The sequence below is a fragment of the Kutzneria chonburiensis genome (assembly GCF_028622115.1).
In the GTDB taxonomy this organism is placed as follows: Bacteria; Actinomycetota; Actinomycetes; order Mycobacteriales; family Pseudonocardiaceae; genus Kutzneria; species Kutzneria chonburiensis.
Map to the genome: position 1 here is coordinate 4156683 of NZ_CP097263.1, position 19900 is coordinate 4176582.

At 69.7% G+C, this 19900-nt stretch carries 22 protein-coding genes; 6 read left to right on the forward strand and 16 right to left on the reverse strand.

The genetic code is table 11. The features are described 5' to 3' along the window. The first annotated feature begins 8 nt into the window (after window positions 1–8). Window positions 9–761 carry an SDR family NAD(P)-dependent oxidoreductase gene (locus M3Q35_RS18625; protein WP_273943146.1) on the forward strand — a complete coding sequence of 251 codons (753 nt, stop codon included), beginning with the start codon at window positions 9–11 and terminating at the stop codon, window positions 759–761. 9 nt (window positions 762–770) lie between these two features. Here M3Q35_RS18625 and M3Q35_RS18630 read toward each other — a convergent pair whose 3' ends face one another. The 7 genes from M3Q35_RS18630 to hsaA all read right to left on the reverse strand — a co-directional run bounded on the left by M3Q35_RS18630 (window position 771) and on the right by hsaA (window position 8587). Then, a complete protein-coding gene (locus M3Q35_RS18630; RefSeq protein ID WP_273943147.1) occupies window positions 771–3548 on the reverse strand; it encodes an AfsR/SARP family transcriptional regulator in 2778 nt (925 codons plus the stop codon). A 100-nt stretch (window positions 3549–3648) separates the two neighbouring features. Further along, window positions 3649–3843 carry a ferredoxin gene (locus tag M3Q35_RS18635; protein ID WP_273943148.1) on the reverse strand — a complete coding sequence of 65 codons (195 nt, stop codon included), beginning with the start codon at window positions 3841–3843 and terminating at the stop codon, window positions 3649–3651. 15 nt (window positions 3844–3858) lie between these two features. Beyond that, window positions 3859–5091 carry a cytochrome P450 gene (locus M3Q35_RS18640; protein WP_273943149.1) on the reverse strand — a complete coding sequence of 411 codons (1233 nt, stop codon included), beginning with the start codon at window positions 5089–5091 and terminating at the stop codon, window positions 3859–3861. A 79-nt stretch (window positions 5092–5170) separates the two neighbouring features. Beyond that, window positions 5171–5698, reverse strand: coding sequence for a 3-hydroxy-9,10-secoandrosta-1,3,5(10)-triene-9,17-dione monooxygenase reductase subunit (gene hsaB, locus M3Q35_RS18645; RefSeq protein WP_273943150.1), 528 nt, complete (start codon window positions 5696–5698; stop codon window positions 5171–5173). Further along, window positions 5699–6598 carry an iron-dependent extradiol dioxygenase HsaC gene (gene hsaC, locus M3Q35_RS18650; protein WP_273943151.1) on the reverse strand — a complete coding sequence of 300 codons (900 nt, stop codon included), beginning with the start codon at window positions 6596–6598 and terminating at the stop codon, window positions 5699–5701. 1 nt (window position 6599) lies between these two features. After that, window positions 6600–7424, reverse strand: coding sequence for a 4,5:9,10-diseco-3-hydroxy-5,9,17-trioxoandrosta-1(10),2-diene-4-oate hydrolase (gene hsaD / locus M3Q35_RS18655; RefSeq protein WP_273943153.1), 825 nt, complete (start codon window positions 7422–7424; stop codon window positions 6600–6602). Continuing rightward, on the reverse strand, window positions 7421–8587 hold the full coding sequence (gene hsaA, locus M3Q35_RS18660) for a 3-hydroxy-9,10-secoandrosta-1,3,5(10)-triene-9,17-dione monooxygenase oxygenase subunit (protein WP_273943155.1): 1167 nt from the start codon (window positions 8585–8587) through the stop codon (window positions 7421–7423). The genes hsaD and hsaA overlap by 4 nt, the downstream gene beginning before the upstream one ends. A gap of 103 nt (window positions 8588–8690) precedes the next feature. Here hsaA and M3Q35_RS18665 point away from each other — a divergent pair, with 103 nt between their 5' ends. The 3 genes from M3Q35_RS18665 to M3Q35_RS18675 are packed head-to-tail and all read left to right on the forward strand — an operon-like array spanning window position 8691 to window position 10984. After that, on the forward strand, window positions 8691–9812 hold the full coding sequence (locus tag M3Q35_RS18665) for a 3-ketosteroid-9-alpha-monooxygenase, oxygenase component (RefSeq protein ID WP_273943157.1): 1122 nt from the start codon (window positions 8691–8693) through the stop codon (window positions 9810–9812). Then, the gene (locus M3Q35_RS18670) at window positions 9802–10044 is read left to right on the forward strand and encodes a hypothetical protein (protein WP_273943158.1); all 243 of its coding nucleotides are present in this window, start codon (window positions 9802–9804) and stop codon (window positions 10042–10044) included. The genes M3Q35_RS18665 and M3Q35_RS18670 overlap by 11 nt, the downstream gene beginning before the upstream one ends. Then, window positions 10037–10984, forward strand: coding sequence for a ferredoxin--NADP reductase (locus M3Q35_RS18675; protein ID WP_273943159.1), 948 nt, complete (start codon window positions 10037–10039; stop codon window positions 10982–10984). The genes M3Q35_RS18670 and M3Q35_RS18675 overlap by 8 nt, the downstream gene beginning before the upstream one ends. Here M3Q35_RS18675 and M3Q35_RS18680 read toward each other — a convergent pair. Continuing rightward, a complete protein-coding gene (locus M3Q35_RS18680; RefSeq protein ID WP_273943160.1) occupies window positions 10972–11871 on the reverse strand; it encodes an LLM class flavin-dependent oxidoreductase in 900 nt (299 codons plus the stop codon). The genes M3Q35_RS18675 and M3Q35_RS18680 overlap by 13 nt on opposite strands. Window positions 11872–12001: 130 nt before the next feature. Between M3Q35_RS18680 and M3Q35_RS18685 the strand changes: the two genes are divergently transcribed. Further along, on the forward strand, window positions 12002–12448 hold the full coding sequence (locus M3Q35_RS18685; protein ID WP_273943161.1) for a hypothetical protein: 447 nt from the start codon (window positions 12002–12004) through the stop codon (window positions 12446–12448). Here M3Q35_RS18685 and M3Q35_RS18690 read toward each other — a convergent pair. Next, complete coding sequence (locus M3Q35_RS18690; RefSeq protein ID WP_273943162.1) at window positions 12417–13199, reverse strand: class I SAM-dependent methyltransferase; 783 nt, start codon at window positions 13197–13199, stop codon at window positions 12417–12419. The two genes, M3Q35_RS18685 and M3Q35_RS18690, sit on opposite strands and share 32 nt — an antisense overlap. A gap of 46 nt (window positions 13200–13245) precedes the next feature. On the opposite strand from M3Q35_RS18690, the gene M3Q35_RS18695 reads away from it, so the two are divergent. Beyond that, window positions 13246–13806, forward strand: a complete 561-nt coding sequence (locus tag M3Q35_RS18695; RefSeq protein ID WP_273943163.1) for a TetR/AcrR family transcriptional regulator — start codon at window positions 13246–13248, stop codon at window positions 13804–13806. Here M3Q35_RS18695 and M3Q35_RS18700 read toward each other — a convergent pair. The 7 genes from M3Q35_RS18700 to M3Q35_RS18730 are packed head-to-tail and all read right to left on the reverse strand — an operon-like array spanning window position 13790 to window position 19851. Continuing rightward, window positions 13790–14398, reverse strand: coding sequence for a phosphotransferase (locus tag M3Q35_RS18700; protein ID WP_273943165.1), 609 nt, complete (start codon window positions 14396–14398; stop codon window positions 13790–13792). The two genes, M3Q35_RS18695 and M3Q35_RS18700, sit on opposite strands and share 17 nt — an antisense overlap. Before the next feature lie 7 nt (window positions 14399–14405). Continuing rightward, on the reverse strand, window positions 14406–15218 hold the full coding sequence (locus tag M3Q35_RS18705; protein WP_273943166.1) for a DUF1932 domain-containing protein: 813 nt from the start codon (window positions 15216–15218) through the stop codon (window positions 14406–14408). Next, window positions 15215–15679 carry a GNAT family N-acetyltransferase gene (locus M3Q35_RS18710; protein WP_273943167.1) on the reverse strand — a complete coding sequence of 155 codons (465 nt, stop codon included), beginning with the start codon at window positions 15677–15679 and terminating at the stop codon, window positions 15215–15217. The genes M3Q35_RS18705 and M3Q35_RS18710 overlap by 4 nt, the downstream gene beginning before the upstream one ends. A 14-nt stretch (window positions 15680–15693) precedes the next feature. Then, entirely contained in the window at window positions 15694–16695 is a 1002-nt protein-coding gene (gene dmpG, locus M3Q35_RS18715; RefSeq protein ID WP_273943168.1) for a 4-hydroxy-2-oxovalerate aldolase, read from the reverse strand. Between the two features lie 3 nt (window positions 16696–16698). Further along, window positions 16699–17580: an acetaldehyde dehydrogenase (acetylating) gene (locus M3Q35_RS18720; RefSeq protein WP_273943169.1), complete on the reverse strand. Its 882-nt coding sequence runs from the start codon at window positions 17578–17580 to the stop codon at window positions 16699–16701. After that, the gene (locus tag M3Q35_RS18725; RefSeq protein WP_273943170.1) at window positions 17577–18377 is read right to left on the reverse strand and encodes a 2-keto-4-pentenoate hydratase; all 801 of its coding nucleotides are present in this window, start codon (window positions 18375–18377) and stop codon (window positions 17577–17579) included. The genes M3Q35_RS18720 and M3Q35_RS18725 overlap by 4 nt, the downstream gene beginning before the upstream one ends. After that, window positions 18364–19851 carry an FAD-binding protein gene (locus M3Q35_RS18730; protein WP_273943171.1) on the reverse strand — a complete coding sequence of 496 codons (1488 nt, stop codon included), beginning with the start codon at window positions 19849–19851 and terminating at the stop codon, window positions 18364–18366. The genes M3Q35_RS18725 and M3Q35_RS18730 overlap by 14 nt, the downstream gene beginning before the upstream one ends. Window positions 19852–19900 lie beyond the last annotated feature (49 nt).

The following is a 19900-nucleotide window of genomic DNA, read 5'->3' on the forward strand; positions in this document are numbered from 1 at the left end:
GTCTCTTGGTGAAACGATTCGACGGACGTCGCGTTCTGGTCACCGGCGGCGGCCGCGGCATCGGCCGCGCCGTGGCACTACGCCTGGCTTCCGAGGGCGCCCAGGTCGTCGCCGTCGACGTAGACCCCGACGGTCTGTCCGAGACCGCTCGCCTCGGCGACGTGCACACCCTCGTAGGCGACGTTTCCTCGGAATCCTCGGTGTCCGATTTCGTCAGCTCCGCCCTCGACCACCTCGGCGGGCTCGACGTGCTCGTCAACAACGCCGCCGTGCTCCACGCCGCCCACACCCATTCCACGCCTTTGGACCTTTGGGACCGGATCATCGCCGTCAACCTCACCGGCCTGTTCCTGGTCACCCGCGCCGCTCTGCCCTCGCTCGTCGAGACCGGCAACGGCGTCGTCGTCACCATCGGCTCCACCGCCGGTTCCTTCACCCACCCCTACTTGTCCGCTTACGCCGCCACCAAGGGCGGCGTGCAGGCTTTCACCCGCGCCGTCGCCGCCGAGTACGCCCACCAGGGCCTTCGCGCCGTCACCATCCAGCCCGCCGGCATCGACACCGGCATGCCGCCTCGCGTCGGGGAGACGTTGCCCGAGGGGGCCGACATCATGCTGTTGGCCCGCAACCTCTCCCTGCTGACCGGGGGCGCTCTGGTCCCCGCCGACCGGGTCGCCGGAGTGGTGGCCATGGTCGCTTCAGATGATGGCCGGCACATCACCGGAACCGAGATTCGCGTGGACGGCGGCGCACACGCATGACCAGACGGGTCAGGACAGGCCCAGAGTGACGGCCTCGTCGATGGAGAGGCGGGAACCGGCGGCGAAGGCGAGGTCGTAGCCGCGGTCGCCGAGGCCCTGGCGGGCGAGGTGCTCGCACTGCTCGTGCGGGGCGGCGAAATTCTGGGAGCCGAAGAGGGGAACGCCGACACGGGGCCAAATGGCGGCGACGGCGCCGAGGAGGCGGGCGGCGCGGTCGGGGTCGCCGGACATGGCGGCGAGGAGGGCGAGGAGCTCCACGGAGAGGGCGATGCCGAGGAGGTCGTTGAAGGTCTGCTTGATGCCCAGACAACGCTTGGCGTGGGCGACGGCCTGGCCGAAAGCGCCCTGGAGACAAGCGGCGAAGCCGAGAACGTAATGGGCGTAAGCGAGAGCCCACTGCTCGCCGTGCTGCTCGGCGACGGCATGAGCCTCCTGGGCGAGGGTGACGGTGGAAGGAAGGTCGCCGGCGAAAGCGACGGTCATGGCCAGGCCGACCTTGGTCATGATGACGTTGCTGTCGAGCTGACCGAGACCGGTGAGGAGGCGGTTGGCCTCGGCGAAGAGCGCCGTCGCGGAAGGGAGGTCGTCGTTGAAGATGGCCGCGGCGCCGCGGACATAGGTCGAATAGGCAAGGGCAACGAGGTCGTCGGACTGGGCGCGGCACTCGTCGAGCATGCCGATGGCGGCGACGGTATCGCCCTGGAGGGTGGCGACATAGCCGTTGACCCACAATGCCTTGTGTCGGGCAGGGCCGCGAAAAGGTAATCGCAGCAAAGCATCCAACCAACGCCGACCCTCGGTGGAAACGCCGCAGCCGATCCAGTAGAACCACAGGGTGCCGGCCAGCTGGAGACCGGCGCCGGGATCGGCGGCCAAGCCGAACTCGAGAGCGGAGCGGATGTTGGCGCGGTCGGCGTGGATACGGGCGAAGACGGAAGCCTGCGAAGGACCGAACCAAGCACGCTCGCCCCACGACGCCAGACGCTGACACCACGCGAGATGCCGGCGCCGCAAGGTTTCGGTGAAGCCGTCGGCCAACAACCGCTCGGCGCCGAACTGACGCAAGGTTTCCAGCAACCGGTACCGCACAACACCGCCGGCGGCGTGGGAAGACAGGACGGACTTGTCGACGAGGCGGGCGACCGAAGACAGAACGTCCTCGCCGCCGCACACCTCCTCGACGGCCTCCAGGTCGAAACTGCCGGCGAACACGGAAAGCTGGCTCCACAGAAGGCGTTCAGCGGGGGTGCAGAGCTCGAAACTCCACTCCACGGCGGCCCGAATGGTCTGGTGACGGGCCATCACGCCGCGGCGGGCACCGCTGAGCAGAGCGAAACGATCGTCCAAACGGGACAAGAGCTGGGCCGGCGACAGGGTCCGCAACACCAAGGTCGCCAACTCGATGGCCAACGGGATGCCGTCAAGGCGACGACACACGTTCTCCACCACGCGAACATTCTCGGCGGTCACCTCGAAATCGATGACCACGTCCCGAGCCCGTTCGGCGAACAAGCGCATGGCGGCGTGCTCGACGGGCATCGGAGGCACGATCAACACCTGCTCGCCCTCGACGCCCAACGGCTGACGGCTCGTCACCAACATCATCAGCCGGGGACAACCCCGCAACAGAGCCGTGGCGAAATCGGCGCACGCCTCCAACAGGTGCTCGCAATTGTCCAGCACCACCAACACATCCTGGTCCCGAAGCACGTCGATCAGCACGTCCAAGGGGGACCGGCCGGACTGGTCGCGAACGCCGAGCGCCTCGGCGACGGCGTGGGGCACAAGAGCCCGGTCACCCAAACCGGCGAGCTCGACCAGACGAACACCGCCCTGCACGGAAGCGGCGAGCTGGCCGGCGCAACGCAACGCCAACCGGCTCTTGCCCACGCCGCCGGTGCCGACGAGGGAAACCAGCCGACCGCCGGCGAACATGCCGCCGAGCTTGGCCAACTCCTCCTCACGGCCGACAAAACTCGTCAACTCGGCCGGCAGACCGACGCCCAAGGTCTGCACCGACACCGGCGGCTCCTGCACGGGCTCCTCGGCCAGAATGGCGCTCTCAAGCCGCCGCAACCGGGTCCCGGGCTCCACCCCCAACTGCTCGACCAAGGTCGACCGGGCCCGGCGGAACGTGGCCAACGCCTCGGCCTGCCGACCCGAACGATAGAGGGCCAGCATCAGCTGCTCCCACAAGCGTTCCCGGAACGGATGGGCGACCACCAGGCCAGCCAGCTCGCCGAGGACCTCGCCATGCCGGCCCAGCGCCAACTCGGCCCCGATCAAGTCCTCCTGGGCGTCCAGACGGGCATCGCCCAACCGGGCGGCCTCCTGCCGAACCCACTGGCCCTGACGGCAATCGCCCAACGCGTCCCCACGCCACAACGCCAGGGCGGCCTGAAGCTGGTCGGCGGCGGCCCGATGATCACCGGCCGACAGCGCCTGATGCCCGCGCCGGGCCAACGACTCGAAGCGCACGACGTCCACCGAGAACGGCGGAATGCGCAGCAGGTACCCGGGATCCCGAGTGACGATCATGTTGAGCACGTCGTTGGCCCGCAGGTCGCGGCGCATGTGCGCGACGTGGCTGCGCAGCGTCTTGGGCGCGGTCGGCGGGGCCTGGTCCCACAGCGCGTCGATCAGCGCGGACGAGGCGACCGGCTGGCCGGGGCGCAGCGCGAGCCGGGCCAGCAGGGTTCGGTGCCCCCTGCCCCGCAGCGTCACCGCGCCGTGCGGGCCGGCGATCTCGACGGGGCCGAGCACCCGGACTCTGATGTCGTCGGACACGAGTGCAGGGATCGACCGCGCAACGGCAGCACTCCATCGGCCGACCGGGTGTAATCACGACACGAGTCGGTGATTTAGCCCAGCCGGCCGATGGCCGTGGTCACTCCTTGTCGATCCAGATGGCCGACGACGGGCAGACGTTGACCGCCTGGCGGACGTTGTCCTGCTCCCCCGCCTCCGGGTCCATGGTCAACGGCGCCACCAGGCCGTCGTCGTCCTGGTCGAACACGGCGGGCGCGGCCAGCACGCACTGGCCGGCGCCGACGCACCGCTCCCTGTCCGCGGTGATGTGCATGTGTTGCCTCTTCCCTCAGAAATGCACCGGAACCCGGTAGATACCGTAGATGCCGGCGTCGTCCTTGTACGGCAGATCGGCCGCCGGCACGGCCAGCGCCAGCGTCGGGACCCGCCGGAACAACGTCTCGAAGACGATCTCGAGTTCCAGCCGGGCCAGGTTCTGCCCGAGGCACTGGTGCACGCCGTAGCCGAAGGCCACGTGGTGCCGCGCGCCGCGGTGGAAGTCCAGCTGCTCCGGGTTCTCGAACACGTCGGAGTCCCAGTCGGCGGCCAGGCCGGACACGATGACGCCCTGGTCCTTGCGGATGGTCACGCCGCCGAGCTCGATGTCGGCGGTGGCCACGCGGGCCGTCGCGCTCTCCACGATGGTGAAGTAGCGCAGCATCTCCTCGATCGCCGACGGCAGCAGCGACGAGTCGGCCACGACCTGCGCCTTCTGCTCCGGGTTCTCCAGCAGCGCCACGGTGCCGAGCGAGATCATGTTCGCGGTGGTCTCGTGACCGGCGATCAGCAGCAGGATGGCGGTGCCGACGATCTCGTCGTGCGTCATCACCGGGGTCTCGCGGTTGCGCGCGATGAGCCGGCCGATCACGTCGTCGGTCGGTTCGCCCTGCTCCTTCTGGGTGACCAGGTCGCCGAGGAAGTCGTTGAGCAGCTCGGCGGCCTCGCGGCGCTCGGCGCCGGAGGTGCTGCGGCTGATCAGCTTGCGGGTCCACTCGTGGAAGCCGTGCCGCTGCTCGTAGGGCACGCCGAGCAGTTCGCAGATCACGAGCGACGGCACCGCCAGCGAGAGGTGCTCGACCAGGTCGGCCGGCTGCTCGGCGGCCAGCATGTCGTCGATGCACTGGTCGACGATCTCCTGGATGCGCGGGCGCATCGAGGCGATGCGGCGCACGGAGAACTCGCTGATCAGCATCTTGCGGTGGGCGCCGTGCTCCGGCGCGTCCAGGCCGATCATGGACTTGCGGAAGTTGAGCCGGTTGTTGTCCTGGAACGCCTTGCGTTGCTCGGTGGTCAGCGCCAGCGGGAAGTTCGGGTGCAGCCGGTCGGAGCTGACCCTCGGGTCGGCCAGCAGCTGGCGGCTCAGCTCGTGGCCGGTGACCAGCCACGCGATCGTGCCGTCGGGCATCCGGACCCGGCTGACCGGCTCCTGCGCGCGGATCTCCCGGTACTCGGCCGGCGGGTGCATCGGGCACTCGCGGGCCATCGGGAAGGACGGCAGGTCTGTCTCAAGCATCTCGGTCATCGGACGCGCTCCCCAGGTCGTCACAGTTGCCTGTTACAACCAACGTACAGAAGCGGAGGGAAATCGTCCACATATATCGCTACAGCCAGTCCGCGCTCCGTGACCAGGTGAGAAGATTGTCCAGTTCCCCGTCGACCTCGTAGCGCGAGTCGGTGGCCGCGTAGGCCCCGCGATAGAACAGCAGCGGCTGGCCGTCGCGGCATTCGCCCAGCTCAGTGACCCGGCCGACGACCACGTGATGATCGCCGGCATCGTGCACGTCCTCGACCTTGCAGTCGATCCAGGTCAGCACGCCGTCCAGCACCGGGCAGCCGTTCGGCGACGGCCGCCAGCCGGTGCCGCTGAACCGGTCGGCGCCGCGCGTGCCGAACAGCCGCGACACCTCCCGCTGGTCCTCGGCCAGCACGTTCACGCAGAACAGGCCGGCCTCCCGGATCGCCGGCCAGGTGCCGGAACGCCGGTCGGGGCAGAACAGCACCAGCGGCGGATCCAGCGACAACGCCGCGAACGACTGGCAGGCGAAGCCCACCGGCACGCCGTCGGCGACGGTCGTCACGACCGTGACACCGGTGCAGAAGTGGCCGAGGACCGAGCGGAAGCGGTCCATCTAACGGCTGCCCACACCGAAGTCGTGGCCCCACAGGCTGACCGCGGTGCTCTCGCGGGCGATCCACGTCTCGTCCTCGACCTGCCGGCCCTCGGTGCCGAACTCGACGTCGAAGCCGCCCGGGGTCTTCATGTAGAAGCTCAGCATCAGGTCGTTGACGTGCCGGCCGAGCGTGGCCGACAGCGGCACCTTGCGGCGGGCCGCGCGGTCCATGGCCAGTCCGACGTCGTCGGCGTTGCCGACCTCGATCATCAGGTGCACGATGCCGCTCGGCGTCGGCATCGGCAGAAACGCCAGGCTGTGGTGCCGCGGGTTGCAGCCGAAGAACCGCAGCCACGCCGGCGCGCCGTCGGCCGGGCGGCCGACCAGCTGCGGGGGCAGCCGCATCGAGTCGCGGAGCTTGAAGCCGAGCACGTCCCGGTAGAAGCGCAGGGCTTCCTCGTCGTCACGGGTGCTGAGCACCACGTGGCCCAGACCCTGTTCGCCCGTCACGAAAGTGTGCCCGTACGGGCTGACGACGCGCCGGTGCTCCAGCGCCGCGCCGTGGAAGACCTCCAGCGTGTTGCCGGACGGGTCGTCGAAGCGGATCAGGCCGTTGACGCGGCGGTCCCTGAGGTCGTCATCGCTGGCCTTCTCCACGGCGACACCGGCGGCGTCCAGCGCGGCGGCGATCTCGGTCAGCTCGCCCTCGTTGGCCACCTCCCAGCCGGCCTGGGCCAGCCGGTCCCGCTCGCCGGGGAAGATCACCAGGCGGGCCGGGAAGTCGTCCATGCGCAGGTAGAGGGCCTCGGGATTGGCGCCCTTGCCCTCGATCATGCCCAGCACCTTGAGGCCGTACTCGCGCCACGCGGCCATGTCGGTGGCCTCGATGCGCAGGTAGCCCAGTGACCTGATGCCCATCTCAGTCCTCGCTCAGGAAGTCGATCGCGAGCCGGTTGAACTCGTCGAACTTCTCCAGCTGCGCCCAGTGCCCGCAGCCGCCGAACACGTGCAGCTGCGCGCGGCGGATCAGTTTCAGCGCCACCAGGGCCCCGTCCAGGGGATTGACCCGGTCCTCACGGCCCCACACGAGCAGAACCCGTTGGCGCAGGCGGTAAGCCTCGCGCCAGAGCATGCCTTCCTCGAAGGTGTCCGGACGGGAGAAGGACGCGCCCATGGCCGCCATGGCTTTCAGCGACTCCGGCTGGCTGGCGTACTCGAACCGCTCGTCGACCAGCTCGTCGGTGACGAGTTTCTGGTCGTACACCAGGGTTTTGAGGAAAGCCTTGAGCGCTTCCTTTGACGGCGCCATGCCGAAGGCCCCGAGCCGCTTCACGCCTTCGGTCGGATCCGGCGCGAATACGTTGAGGCCAAGGCCGCCTGGGGCCATGAGCACCAGCCGGCCGGCGCGGTCGGGGTACTTCAGCGCGAACCGCACGGCGGTGCCGCCGCCGAGGGAATTCCCCAGCAGGTCGGCCTTTTCCACGTCGAGCTCGTCCAGCAGCGCCTTGAGTGCGTCGGCGCTGTGCGTGAAGTACTGGCCGTGCTCGGTCGGCTTGTCCGACTGCCCGAAGCCCGGCTGGTCCGGTGCGATCACCCGGAAGTGCTTGGCGAACACCGGGATGTTGCGGCCGAAGTTGCTCAAGGCCGAGGCGCCGGGGCCGCCGCCGTGCAGCAGGACAAGGGGTTTGCCCTCACCGGCGTCGTGGAAGTGCAGCTTGATCGCGGCTTTTTCGGTGTACGTCATAGCATGGCGTCCTGTACCGGGATGCCGAACTCGCCGTTGCCGAACATGGCCAGCGCCCGCTCGGGGTCGTTGATCGCGTGCACCCGGCCGGCGTGCGCGTCCCGCCAGAAGCGCTGGATCGGCGTGCCGGTGCGCAGCGCGCGGCCGCCGGAGTTCTCGAACAGCAGGTCGATCGCCTCGATCGCGCGGCCGGTGCCGCGCACCTGGTCGCGGCGGATCCTCAGCCTGAGCGGCAACGGAATCCGCTCGCCGCGGTTGGCCAGGTCCATCAGCTCGGTCATGTTGTACTTGAGCTGCAACCAGGCCGCGTCGATCTCGCCGGCCGCGTGGGCGATGCGCACCTTGGCGAACGGGTCCTCGTTGGACCGTTCTCCCTTGTAGGACACGCGAACCCGGGCCGCCATGTGCTCGACGTGCGCGTTGTAGGCGCCGGTGGCCATGCCGATGATCGGCGTGGTGATGGCGTACGAGAACAGCGAGGCGAAGGGCAGCTTGTACAGCGGAGAGGTGTTCACTTCCTGGCCCGGGCACACGCATTTCGACGTGTCGGCGAAGCTCAGCGCCCGATGCCTGGGCACGTACACCTTCTCCACGATGACGTCGTTGCTGCCGGTGCCGCGCAGGCCGACCGTGTCCCACACGTCTTCGATGACGTAGTCCTTGCGCGGCAACAGGAACGTGCAGAAGTCGACCTGCTTGCCGTCTCCGTCGGTGACCACGCCGCCGAGGAACACCCAGGACGCGTGGTCGCAGCCGGAGGAGAAGCTCCAGCGGCCGGTCAGCTCGTAGCCGCCGTCGACCAGCTTCGCCCGGCCGGTCGGGGCGTAGGAGGAGGAGATGCGGCTGTCCGGGTCGTCGCCCCAGACCTCGCGCTGCGCCTCGTCCGGGAACAGGCCCAGCTGCCAGGGGTGGATGCCCACCACCGAGCTGACCCAGCCGGTCGAGCCACAGGCGCCGGCGATGGCCCTGATCGTCTCGTAGAACGTGATCGGATCGGCCTCGTGCCCGCCGTAGCGGGCCGGCTGTAGCAGCTTGAACACGCCGGCCAGCTGCAACGCCTTGATCGACTCGTCCGGCACCCGCCTGCGGTCCTCGGCCTCCTGGGCCCGCTCGCGCAGCGCCGGCAGGACCTCACGTACCGCCGCGGTCACCTGCTCGCTCATGGAGCCTAGACTAGAACGTGTTCTCGTTTGTGTCGACCGCTGGCGGTAGCCATCCGGGCCCGCAAAACTATAACCTGTTCCAGTAGTCGCCTCTGGAGGTGTGATGGGTACCGACGTCCGCACGATCGAGGCCGGCGCGCCGCCGTCCCGGTTCGCTCGGGGCTGGCACTGCCTGGGGCTGGTCAAGGACTTCGCCGACGGGCAGCCGCACGCCGTGTCGGCCTTCGGCACGAAACTGGTGGTGTTCCAGGGCTCGGACGGGTCGCTGAACGTGCTCGACGCCTACTGCCGGCACATGGGTGGCGACCTGACCCAGGGCACCGTCAAGGGGGCCGAGGTCGCCTGCCCGTTCCACGACTGGCGGTGGGGCGGCGACGGGCGCTGCAAGTCCATCCCGTACGCCAAGCGGGTGCCGCTGCGGGCCCGGACCCGGTCGTGGATCACGTGCCAGCAGAACCACCAGCTGTTCGTCTGGAACGACCCGCAGGGCAATCCGCCGCCGCCGGAGCTGGCCATTCCCCGCATCGAGGGCGCCTTCTCCGACGAGTGGAGCGACTGGACCTGGGACTCGGTGCTGATCGAGGGGGCCAACTGCCGCGAGATCGTCGACAACGTGGTCGACATGGCCCACTTCTTCTACGTGCACTTCGCGTTCCCCACGTTCTTCAAGAACGTGTTCGAGGGGCACACGGCCAGCCAGTACCTGAACTCCAAGGCGCGGCCGGACGTCAACGCCGGCTCGGCCTACTCCGGCAACGACATCGCCACCCGGTCCGAGGCCTCGTACTACGGCCCGTCGTACATGATCGACTACCTGTGGAACGACTTCCACGGCGCGACGGTCGAGACCGTGCTGATCAACTGCCACTATCCCGTGACGCCCAACTCGTTCGTGTTGCAGTGGGGCGCGATCGTCAAGAAGTTCCCCGGCATGGACGACGCCCAGGCCAACAAGATCGCCGGCAAGTTCGCCAAGAACACCGGCGTCGGTTTCCTTCAGGACGTGGAGATCTGGCGCAACAAGTCCCGTGTGGACAATCCGCTGCTGTGCGAGGAGGACGGTCCGGTGTACCAGCTTCGGCGCTGGTACGAGCAGTTCTATGTGGACGTAGAGGACGTGCAGGACGACATGGTGCGGCGGTTCGAGTTCGAGGTGGACACCACGCGGGCCAACGAGGTGTGGCAGCAGGAGGTCGCCGAGAACCTGGCCCGTCGTGGCGGCTGAGCCCGTGCGCGAGTCCGCCTGGTACCTCACCGACGGCCTTCGGCCGCATGTCTGCGACGGCTGCGGGACCACCGTGCTGGTCAAGAAGAACAGCCTCCAGCACACCAGCGTCCAGTGGCAGTCCACGACATGCTCCCGGCTGGGCCCCACGGTCGCCGGCTGCCCCGCGTTGCGGGACAGCATCGAGCGGGCCGTCCGGGACGGCACGATCGAGGTGGGTGGCGATGACTGAGCCGGTTCGCGTCGCCGAGGTGATCGAGGAGACGGCCGACGCCGTGTCGCTGGTGCTGGACGCCTCGTTCTCCTATGAGCCCGGGCAGTTCTTGACGTTCCGGCTGCCGAACGGGTTGGAGCGGTGCTACTCGCTGTCCAGTTCTCCCTACACCGGCGAGAAACCGACCGTCACCGTGAAGCGGATGGCCGGCGGCGCCTGCTCTTCGTGGATCTGCTCGGACGTGGTGGCCGGGACGGTGTTGGAGACCCGGCCGCCGGCCGGTGTCTTCACGCCGGCGTCGTTGGACGACGATCTGCTGCTTTTCGCCGGCGGCAGTGGGATAACGCCGGTGATGTCCATCGTCAAGTCGGTGTTGGCGTCGGGTTCGGGGCGAGTGGTTCTGTTCTACGCCAACCGTGATCCCGCCTCGGTGATCTTCGCCGGCGAGCTGCGGCGGCTGGCCGCCGAGCATCCGTCCCGGCTTCAGGTCGTGCACTGGCTGGAGTGCTTGCAGGGCCTGCCGTCCCGGGCTCAGCTGGCCGGCTGGGCCGCGCCTTTCGCCGGCTGGTCGGCCTTCGTGTGCGGTCCCGCGCCGTTCATGGACGCCGTGGTGTCGGTGCTGCCATCGGCCCGGGTCGAGCGCTTCGACGTCGTGCAGGAGGAGGTCGCCGACACCGGCGAGTCGTCCACTGTGGATGTGTTGCTGGACGGCGTAAGCAAAAGACTGACATGGCCGTCGCACAAGCGGCTGTTGGATGTGTTGCTGGACAACGGTTTGGACGCCCCGTACTCGTGCCGGCAGGGCCAGTGCAGCGCGTGCGCCTGCCGGATCGTGCGCGGCGAGGTCCGGTTGCTGCACAACGAGGTTCTCGACGCGGACGATCTGGCCGACGGCTATGCCCTGGCCTGCCAGGCGCTGCCCGTGACCGACGAGGTCGAGATCAGCTACACCGACTGACGGGCCTGGGCCAGCAGTTCCACCTGCTTGAACCAGTCCCCGCCGGCGAAGCTCACCACCAGTTCCTCGGCCCCGGCGGCGAAGTGCGTCGCCATCCGGTCCGCGGCCTCGCGGCCGACCCCGGTGATCGGGATGGACTCGGCCTGCTCCAACGGCATCTTGAAGCCGTTGGCCAGGCTGGAGACCAGCGCCTGCCGGCTCGACGCACCCTCGCCGAGCGACGCGACCACGCCGGTCGTGATGCCCGGCGGCGTGCGGCCACGCTGTTCCGCACCGTCATGGAGAATCTGGCGCACGGCGGCCACCGACGTCGGCGTCACCATGGACGGGAACCAGGCGTCGCCGAACTCCAGCGTGCGGCGGATCGCCACCCGCCCCGCGCCGCCGACGATCACCGGCGGCATCGGCGAACCCGGCGCCAGCGTGATCGTCGGGGTTCCGGGCAGATGGGCCAGTTTCGTCGGCTTGCCCGTGACCAGCCCCGGCAGCACCGCCAGCGCCGCGTCGGTCAGCCGCCCTCGGTCGTTCTGCGGCACGCCCACCGCCTGCCAGGAGGACACACCGTGCGGCGTGCCGCCCGAGCCCACGCCCAGCAGCACCCGGTTACCCGACAACTGTTGCAGCGCCGAGACCTGCTTCGCCACCGCCGCCACCGGCCGCAGCGGCAGGATCAGCACGCCGAACCCCACCCGCAGCCGCTCCGTGACCGCCGCTGCTGTCGTCAGCACGATCATCGCGTCCAGCATCGGCGTCCCCGACCCGACCACGATCTGATCACCGGCCCACACGGCATCAAGGCCGTGCTCCTCCGCGTGCCGCGCATACGCGACGACATCGCCCGGACTGCCACCCCGACCCACGGTCGGCAGGAACACACCGACCCGCACCGGAACAGTCTAACCGGCCGGATTCACGTCCAGTCGCAACGGGACAAAGCCGTCACTGGCCGGCCGGGGCGACTCCGGCCGGCGGCCGGCTCAGTACAGTCCCGCCATCCCTGCGGCCCGAGGAGACGATGTGGGCAAGATCTACGAGAGACAGCTGCTGAAGAAGGCCCGGCCCCTGATGGCCGAGGACGAGCAGGTGGAGGTGGTGGCCGCGGCCAAGGTCGGCTCGGTCCGCGCCAGCGCCGCGCGCAGCCTGGCGGTCGGCGTGGCCACGGCCATCGCGACCGGCGGCGCCGGCTACGGCATGCTCGTCCAGGCCGAGGCGTACTTCATCCTCACCGACCGCCAGGTGCTGGTGTTCCAGTCCGTACAGGGCAGCCCCGGCAAGCACCTCGCGACGATTCCCCGCCACCTGGCGCACCCCGTCGACGTTCGCGACGGCGCGCTGTTCCTCAAGTTCTTCCTCCAGGTCGACAGCTGGCAGGACATGTACAAGCTGACCGTGCCGCCGCTACCGCCGCGCCTGCGCAAGCGCGGCCGCCTGTTCATCCAGTCGCTGGGCGCAGTCGCGCGCTGACCGAGACCGTCACGTACGGCAGCGTGAAGCCCTCGCCGAGAGCCGGGGCGAGGCCCGTGAGGATCTCTGAACGCTGGTCGGCGGTCAGCGGCGTCATGCCGCCGTGGGTGGACAGCAGCTCCAGCCATTCGTCGCGGCTGTAGTGCCGTTCCCAGGCGTAGCGGCGGTCCTCGGACGGGTCGAAGCCGGCCTGGCGCATGCCGTCGGCGGTGCGGTCGAACTGGGCCTGGTAGAGGTCGATCATCGACTGGCCGGTGCTGAAGTCGAACGGGGCGTCGGGCACCACCCGCCGGTAGACGTCGGCGAAGGCGGCGGCGATGGGCTCGGGCAGGTCGAAGATGTGCCAGAACGTGGCGAGCCGGCCGCCGGGGTTGAGCACCCCGGCGGCTTTGGCCGCGCCGGCGACGGGGTCGACCCAGTGCCAGGCGGTGCCGGAGACGACGGTGTCGAAGCGACGGCCTTTCCCGTCCCAGGTCTCGAAGGTGGACACCTCGGTCTCGACGCCGCTCGCACGGGCGAAGTCGGCCATCCGGGCGTCCGGCTCGACGCCGAGCACGGTGCAGCCGGCAGCCTGGAACTGCCGGGCGGCGATCCCGGTGCCGCAGCCGACGTCGAGCAGGTTCCTGCCGGGGCTGTCGGCCACGATTCGCGTGATCAGGGCATCCGGATAGTGGGGGCGGTTGCGGTCATATCTGGCGGCGTCGATGCCGAAGGACTCCGCCACGGCACGCTGCTTGTCCGGAGTGGGCATGCGCCCACTCTAGTGGGCATCTGCCCACTTGGATAGAGTTCGCCGCGTGCCCACCGGGGTTCACATCCAGGACGCCCGCGCGCAGCTGTTCGACGCCGCCGAGCGGGTCCTGCTGCGCGAGGGCCCGCATGCCCTGACCAGCCGGGCCGTCACGACCGAGGCCGGCGTGGCCAAGGGGGTGCTGCACCGGCATTTCGCCGACTTCGACGGCTTTCTCACCGAGCTCGTGCTCGACCGCATCGCCCGGCTGCCCGACCTGCCGGCGATCGCCGGCCGCGGCGCCGTCGCCGACAATCTGACCGAGTTCCTGACCTCGGTGTTCTCCTCGGTCGCCGTTGGGATCGTCGCCCTGATCACCTTCCGTGACGACCTCCGCCGCCACCTGCGGGCCGCCCGTGGCCCCGGCATTCCCCTCGCCACCGAGGCCGCCGCCCTGGTCCGGGCCTACCTCGCCGCCGAACGCGACCTCGGCCGCCTCCCCGCCTCCGTCGACATCGACGCCCTGGGCCTCACCCTCATCGGCGGCTCCCACCTGCTGTTCGCCGACCGTCAGGCCGAGTCCTCCGCTGACGCCGTGCGGCGCATGGTCGTCACCGTGCTGCCCTGACCAGATCCGCCGCCCGGTCCAGATCGGCCAGTTCCCGAGCCGACATGGTCGGGTTGGCCCGGCGGTACTGAACTGCACGGTCCAGTTCAGTAGTCACGTCGAGGTGCGGGGCAAATGCCTTGAGCAGCTCGTCGGCCAGCACCGCCCGCCCCGACCCGCTGAGCGCCTCCTGCGCCAGGATCAGCGCCGACACCGCCGCGTCCAGCTCCGGCGGCCCGTCGGCGGCGTTCGTCCAGTCGATCAGGACCGGCCCGTCCGGCCCCATCAGCACGTTGTCCGGATGCAGATCCAGGTGCAGGACGTGGTGCTTCCGCAGGCGCTCATGCAGGTCCCGCATGACCGCCGCGGCTTCGGCGATGCCCTTGTCCCCGTTGCGAATCGCCGCCAGCAGGGTCGGCCCCGGCACCCGCTCCATGATCAGGTCGGCGCCGGCGGCCTCGAACACCTCCGGCACCGGGAATCCGCTTTCCCGCAGCCGGACCATCACCGCGGCCTCGGCCGCGACGTCGCCGTCGTGGCGAAACCGCCGCAGCACCCGGCCGTCCCCCAGATCGAACACGTCGGCATCCCGCCCATGGGCCAGCAGTCGCACGCTTTCCTCACCCAATTCGAAGCAGATCCAACACGTCCTTCAGCGGCAGGTCGGGGCGATCCTTGGCCGGGTCCCAGCGGCGCATGGTCTCAGCCGAGCCGCGGGCCAGGCCATCGGGCAGGCCGGCGGCGCGGAGGGCTTCAGCGGCTTCGAGCATCTCGGGGGCCCAGCGCCAGCCGCGGGCGGCCATGTCGGGGTAGGCGTCGACCTGGAGCAGCGGCCGGGCCTTGAGGCGTTCGGCCTCGGCCAGCAGCTCGTCGCCGACACCGTGAGCGGCGGCGAAGGCGTGGGAGACGGCGGCCAGCGCCCAGGTGGTCTTCTGGTACGCGGCGTAGGCGATCTTCAACGCCGAGGCGACGCCGACCTCGCCGGGCAGAACCACGACGTCGAGGGCGGTGCCGTCGAACAACTCCGGCACCCCGGTGGCATCGCCGGAGAGGTACAGCCTCGTCCCCGGACGCTGCGGCGGCCCGCCGATGATGCCGCCGTCCACGACCCGTGCACGAGGCAGCAAGGCCGCGATGCGCTGCGACCGCTCCGGCGCGATGGCGTTGGCCTCGACATAGACGCCGCTGAAGCCGGCGGCCTCCCGCGCGACGTCCTCGGCAAAGGCCGGCGGGCAGATCGAGAGCACGACATCGGACTCCGCCAGCGCCGAGCCGACATCGTGCCGCTCGACCAGCCCGGCCTCGGCCGCCCGGCGACGGGTGGCCTCGGAGCGGCCGGTGCCGACCCAGAGCACGGTCGCCCCGGCGGACACGGCCTGCCGGCCGACAGCGGCGCCCATCGCGCCCGGGTGCAGCAAGGTGACGACGGTCATGCCCCAGTCTTACCGGCCGGCACATCGAAGACCAGGTCGGGACGGGACCAGGTGACCTTGGGCGGTCGCGGCGGCACGGTGCCGACCTGACGAGCGCCGACGCGGCGGTAGAAGCCGACGGCGGGCGGATGGGAGACGACCCGTACCGAGGTGATGCCCCGGTCGGCGGCCTGGCCGAGCATATGGGTGACCAGCCGCGCGCCGATGCCGAGACCCTGCGCGGCATCGGCGACGAAGAGCATGTCCAGCTGGGCCGGTTCGGTGATCAGGCCGTAGAACCCCAGAATCTGCCCGTCGGACACGGCGACGAAGGTCGGATGTTGCTCCACATAGGACGCCGTGACCCGATATCCGTCCAGGATCGAGGCATACTCTCCCTGGTACGCCTCGGATCCGTGCATCAGGTCGGTGAGTGCGTCGGCATCTCGCGGCATCGCCTCGACGATGGTGATGGTCCCCATGCCGAGCAGCCTAGTCAGCGGCCCCGCAGCTCCAGGGCGATGTCGATGAGCTGGTCCTCCTGGCCGCCGACCAGACGGCGCTGGCCGGCGCGGACGAGGATCTCGGGGCCGGAGACGTCGTAGCGCTCGGCGGCGCGGTAGGCGTGGCGGAGGAAGCTGGAGTAGACGCCGGCGTAGCCCATGAGCAGGGCCATCCGGTCGAGCAGGCACTCCTGGTCCATGACCGGCGCGACGACGTCCTCGGCGGCGTCGAGGATCTTGAAGAAGTCGATGCCGGTGTCGATGCCGAGCTTGTCGCAGACGCCGACGAAGGCCTCGACCGGCGTGTTGCCGGCGCCGGCGCCGAAGCGGCGGGCGCTGCCGTCGATCTGACGGGCCCCGGCGCGATAGGCGATGACGGAGTTGGCGACGGCGAGGCCGAGGTTCTCGTGGCCGTGGAAGCCGACCTGGGCGTCGGTGCCGAGCTCGGCGACGAGGGCGGAGACCCGGTCACCGACCTGGTCCATGATCAGGGCACCGGCGGAGTCGACGACGTAGACGCACTGGCAGCCGGCATCGGCCATGATCCGGGCCTGCCGGGCCAACACCTCGGGCGGCTGGGAATGGGCCATCATCAGGAAACCGACGGTCTCCAAGCCCCGCTCCCGCGCCAAACCGAAGTGCTGCACGGAGATATCGGCCTCGGTGCAGTGGGTGGCGATCCGGCAGATCTGGGCGCCGTGGTCGGCGGAGACGAGAATGTCGTCCTTGACGCCGACGCCGGGCAGCATGAGGAAGGCGATGCGGGCCCGTTTCGCTGTGGCGACAGCGGTTTTGATGAGCTCCTGCTCGGGCGTGTGACTGAAGCCGTAGGTGAACGACGACCCGCCGAGCCCGTCGCCATGGGTCACCTCGATGACCGGCACGCCGGCATTGTCAAGCGCCCCAACGATGTTGCGCACATCGTCCACAGTGAACTGATGCCGCTTGGCGTGTGAGCCGTCGCGCAGCGAGGTGTCGGTGACACGGACGTCCATCGCTCAGCCCTTCGCCAGCTGTTCGCCGACGCGCGTCGCGGCGGCGGTCATGATGTCGAGATTCCCCGAGTACGAAGGCAGAAAGTCGCCGGCCCCCGCGACCTCGATGAACACGCAGACGCGGGCCATGCCGCCGGTGGCGGCGGACGGCGGGTCGAACTGGGGCTCGTCGAGCAGCCGGTAGCCGGGCACGTAGCCGGCGACCTCGGCGACCATGTCCCGAATGGACACTGCAACCAGCTCGGTGTCGGCGTCCTCGGGAATGGCACAGAAGATGGTGTCCCGCATGACCATCGGCGGCTCGGCCGGATTCAGCACGATGATCGCCTTGCCTTTGGCGGCTCCCCCGATCACCTCGATGCCGTGGCTGGTCGTACGGGTGAACTCGTCGATGTTGGCCCGCGTGCCCGGGCCGGCCGACCGTGACGACACGGTGGCGACGATTTCGGCGTAGCTGACCGGAACCGCGCGGGACACGGCCTTGACGATGGGGATCGTCGCCTGCCCGCCGCAGGTGATCAGGTTGACGTTCGGCGCGGTCAGGTGCTCGCCGAGGTTGACCGGCGGCACCACGTACGGCCCGATCGCCGCCGGGGTCAGGTCGATGGCCTTGATACCGGCTTCCTCGTACCGCGGCGCGTTGGCCCGGTGCACGGACGCCGACGTCGCCTCGAACACCAGGTCCGGCAATTCGGATTGGCTCAGCAGCCAGTCCACGCCCTCGACCGACGTCTGCAAGCCGTGCTTACGCGCCTGGGCAAGGCCTTCGCTCAGCGGGTCGATGCCGACCATCCACAGTGGATCGATCAGGTCGGAGCGGAGCAGCTTGTACATGAGGTCGGTGCCGATGTTGCCGGAGCCGACGATCGCGGCGGTCGCGGTCATGCCACTCCTTCCCCAGAGGGAGTCGATGCGAATTTCAGCGAAACCCGGCCAAGACCGGTGAAATCGGCCTGGAAACGATCACCCGGGTGGACGTCGAAGGCCCGGGTGCACGACCCCGGCAACACGATGTTGCCGGCGCGCAGCCGAACGCCGAAGTCGGCGACCTTACGCGCCAGCCAGGCCACGGCGGTGACGGGATTGCCCAGCACGGCGTCGGATCGGCCCTCGGCGACGACTTCCCCGTTACGGCGCAAGGTGGCCTCGATCTTGCGGATGTCCAGCGCCCCCGGCGGAACGCGGGCCGCGCCGAGCACGAAGCCGGCCGAGGAGGCGTTGTCGGCGATGGTGTCGGCCAACCCGATCTTCCAGTCGGCGATCCGGCTGTCGATCAGCTCGATCGCCGGGGCCAGCGCGGACGTGGCCCGCAGCACGTCGTCCTCGGTGCAGCCGGCGCCCGGAAGGTCTTCCCCCAGTACGAATCCGACCTCGACCTCGACCCGCGGCTGGCAGTACTTCAGCGGCACGGTCTGCCGCTCGTCGAGCGCCATGTCGTCGAGCAGGTGCCCGTAGTCGGGCTCGTCCACGCCCATCATCTGCTGCATGACCAGCGACGACAGCCCGACCTTGTGGCCGAGCACGGGCCGGGCGCGGCGGCCGATGTTGAGCAGCTGGATCTCGTACGCGTCGACGACGTCGATCTCCGGGAACAGCGAGGTCAGAGGCGGGATCGGCACGCGATCCCGTTCGGCGGCGGCCAGCCGGGCCGCCGCATCGGCACGCTGGTCAGCGCTGAGCACCGGACCTCCTCACCGCGGCGACGTGCCGGCCGGCCCGTCGACCCGAATACACGCAGTCGGCCAGGGACAGGCCGCTGACGTACGAGTTGGAGCAGATGCCGACGGCGTTGCGGCCGGCGGCGTACAGCCCGGCGATTGCCGTGCCGTCAACGGAAAGCACCTCGCCGGTGCGCTCGTCGACGACCAGCCCGCCGAGCGTCAGCATCGGACAGGGATACCCGACGCTGCGCTTGATCGAGACGTCGATGAGCGAGAACGGTGGCTGGCCGTCGAAATCCTTGATCGTGACGCCGGTTCGCCGGGAAAGCTCGTCGAGCGTGTCGGCGGTCGTTCGGGCCCGGCCGAACAGGTAGCGGGTCTGCAACCGCTGGAACCACGTGGTCTGCACCGGGATCTGCCGGCGGGCCTCGTCCAGCGTCGGCCCGTCGACCAGCAGCCACCCTTTGCCGTCATGCGACGTGATCATGGCGTGCCCGACGGCGGCCCCGTAGCGGTTGAGGTCGCAGATCTCGACGCCGTCCGAGTTGATCAGCTTGCCCTTCATCAGGGCGCTCGGTGGCGTGACGAACCGCCACGCCGACACGTGGTCGAGCTTTGCCGTGGCGGCACCGAGATCGGCGCCGAGCCGGATGCCGCTGCCGTCGTCGCCCAGCGTGCCGAGCGGGAGTCCACGCCGATAGGTCGGCGCATGTTCCTTCATCATCACGGGATTCGCCACGAACCCGCCGGCGCACAAGATCACGCCGTCCCGCGCGTCGATGGTGATCTCGACGCCGTGCCTGCTCTCGATACGCCGGATGGACCGGTGTAGCCGACGCCGCAACTGTGGCACGTACAGGCCGGGCTTGGCGGCGATACGTCCCAGGAACCGGTGCAGCCGCGCCGGAAACCCGGTCAGCTGCCGGCACACCACCCCGGTCACGCGGCCGTTCGGGTCGGTGATCAGCCGCTGCGCGGTGGTACGCCGCAGGATCCGCACACCGCGGTCGATCGCCGCCTGCTCCAATCGTTGGAACAGCAGCTTTCCCGACGTGCCGCGGCCGGCGGTGCGATGCCCGCGCGGGGCCGGGTTGTCGTACAGCGTCTCGCTGCCGGAGTAGTAGAGGTAGTGCCGGTCGGTCGGGTAGGACGTCTTGTACGGGCAGACGCTGGACGCGAACGGCACGCCGCGTTCCTCCAGCCAGGCCAGCATGGCCGGGCTGCCGTCACAGAAGGCGCGCAGGGTCCGGTCGCTGACGGCGTCGCCGACCTCGTGCGCGAGGTAGTCGTACATGGCGTCGGCGGTGTCGGCGATGCCGGCCTCGGTCTGCTGGGCCGTGCCGCCGCCGGCGTAGACCACGCCGCCGGACAGCGCGGTGGCCCCGCCGCCGTCGAACCGGTCCAGCACGAGCACGTCCGCCCCGGCTTCGGCGGCCTCGATCGCGGCGCACGCGCCGGCCGCCCCGAACCCGACCACCACGACCCCGGCGAGCACCCGACCTCCCGAGTAGAACGTGTTTCAGTTTCTACGCCTCCAACCATAG

What these genes read in the sequence shown, in the direction of transcription:
- M3Q35_RS18635 (WP_273943148.1), bottom strand. Translation starts at nt 3,843, where the DNA reads ATGCACATCACCGCGGACAGGGAGCGGTGCGTCGGCGCCGGCCAGTGC.
- M3Q35_RS18640 (WP_273943149.1), bottom strand. Translation starts at nt 5,091, where the DNA reads ATGACCGAGATGCTTGAGACAGACCTGCCGTCCTTCCCGATGGCCCGC.
- hsaB (WP_273943150.1), bottom strand. Translation starts at nt 5,698, where the DNA reads ATGGACCGCTTCCGCTCGGTCCTCGGCCACTTCTGCACCGGTGTCACG.
- hsaC (WP_273943151.1), bottom strand. Translation starts at nt 6,598, where the DNA reads ATGGGCATCAGGTCACTGGGCTACCTGCGCATCGAGGCCACCGACATG.
- hsaD (WP_273943153.1), bottom strand. Translation starts at nt 7,424, where the DNA reads ATGACGTACACCGAAAAAGCCGCGATCAAGCTGCACTTCCACGACGCC.
- hsaA (WP_273943155.1), bottom strand. Translation starts at nt 8,587, where the DNA reads ATGAGCGAGCAGGTGACCGCGGCGGTACGTGAGGTCCTGCCGGCGCTG.
- M3Q35_RS18665 (WP_273943157.1), top strand. Translation starts at nt 8,691, where the DNA reads ATGGGTACCGACGTCCGCACGATCGAGGCCGGCGCGCCGCCGTCCCGG.
- M3Q35_RS18675 (WP_273943159.1), top strand. Translation starts at nt 10,037, where the DNA reads ATGACTGAGCCGGTTCGCGTCGCCGAGGTGATCGAGGAGACGGCCGAC.
- M3Q35_RS18690 (WP_273943162.1), bottom strand. Translation starts at nt 13,199, where the DNA reads ATGCCCACTCCGGACAAGCAGCGTGCCGTGGCGGAGTCCTTCGGCATC.
- M3Q35_RS18705 (WP_273943166.1), bottom strand. Translation starts at nt 15,218, where the DNA reads ATGACCGTCGTCACCTTGCTGCACCCGGGCGCGATGGGCGCCGCTGTC.
- M3Q35_RS18710 (WP_273943167.1), bottom strand. Translation starts at nt 15,679, where the DNA reads ATGGGGACCATCACCATCGTCGAGGCGATGCCGCGAGATGCCGACGCA.
- dmpG (WP_273943168.1), bottom strand. Translation starts at nt 16,695, where the DNA reads ATGGACGTCCGTGTCACCGACACCTCGCTGCGCGACGGCTCACACGCC.
- M3Q35_RS18720 (WP_273943169.1), bottom strand. Translation starts at nt 17,580, where the DNA reads ATGACCGCGACCGCCGCGATCGTCGGCTCCGGCAACATCGGCACCGAC.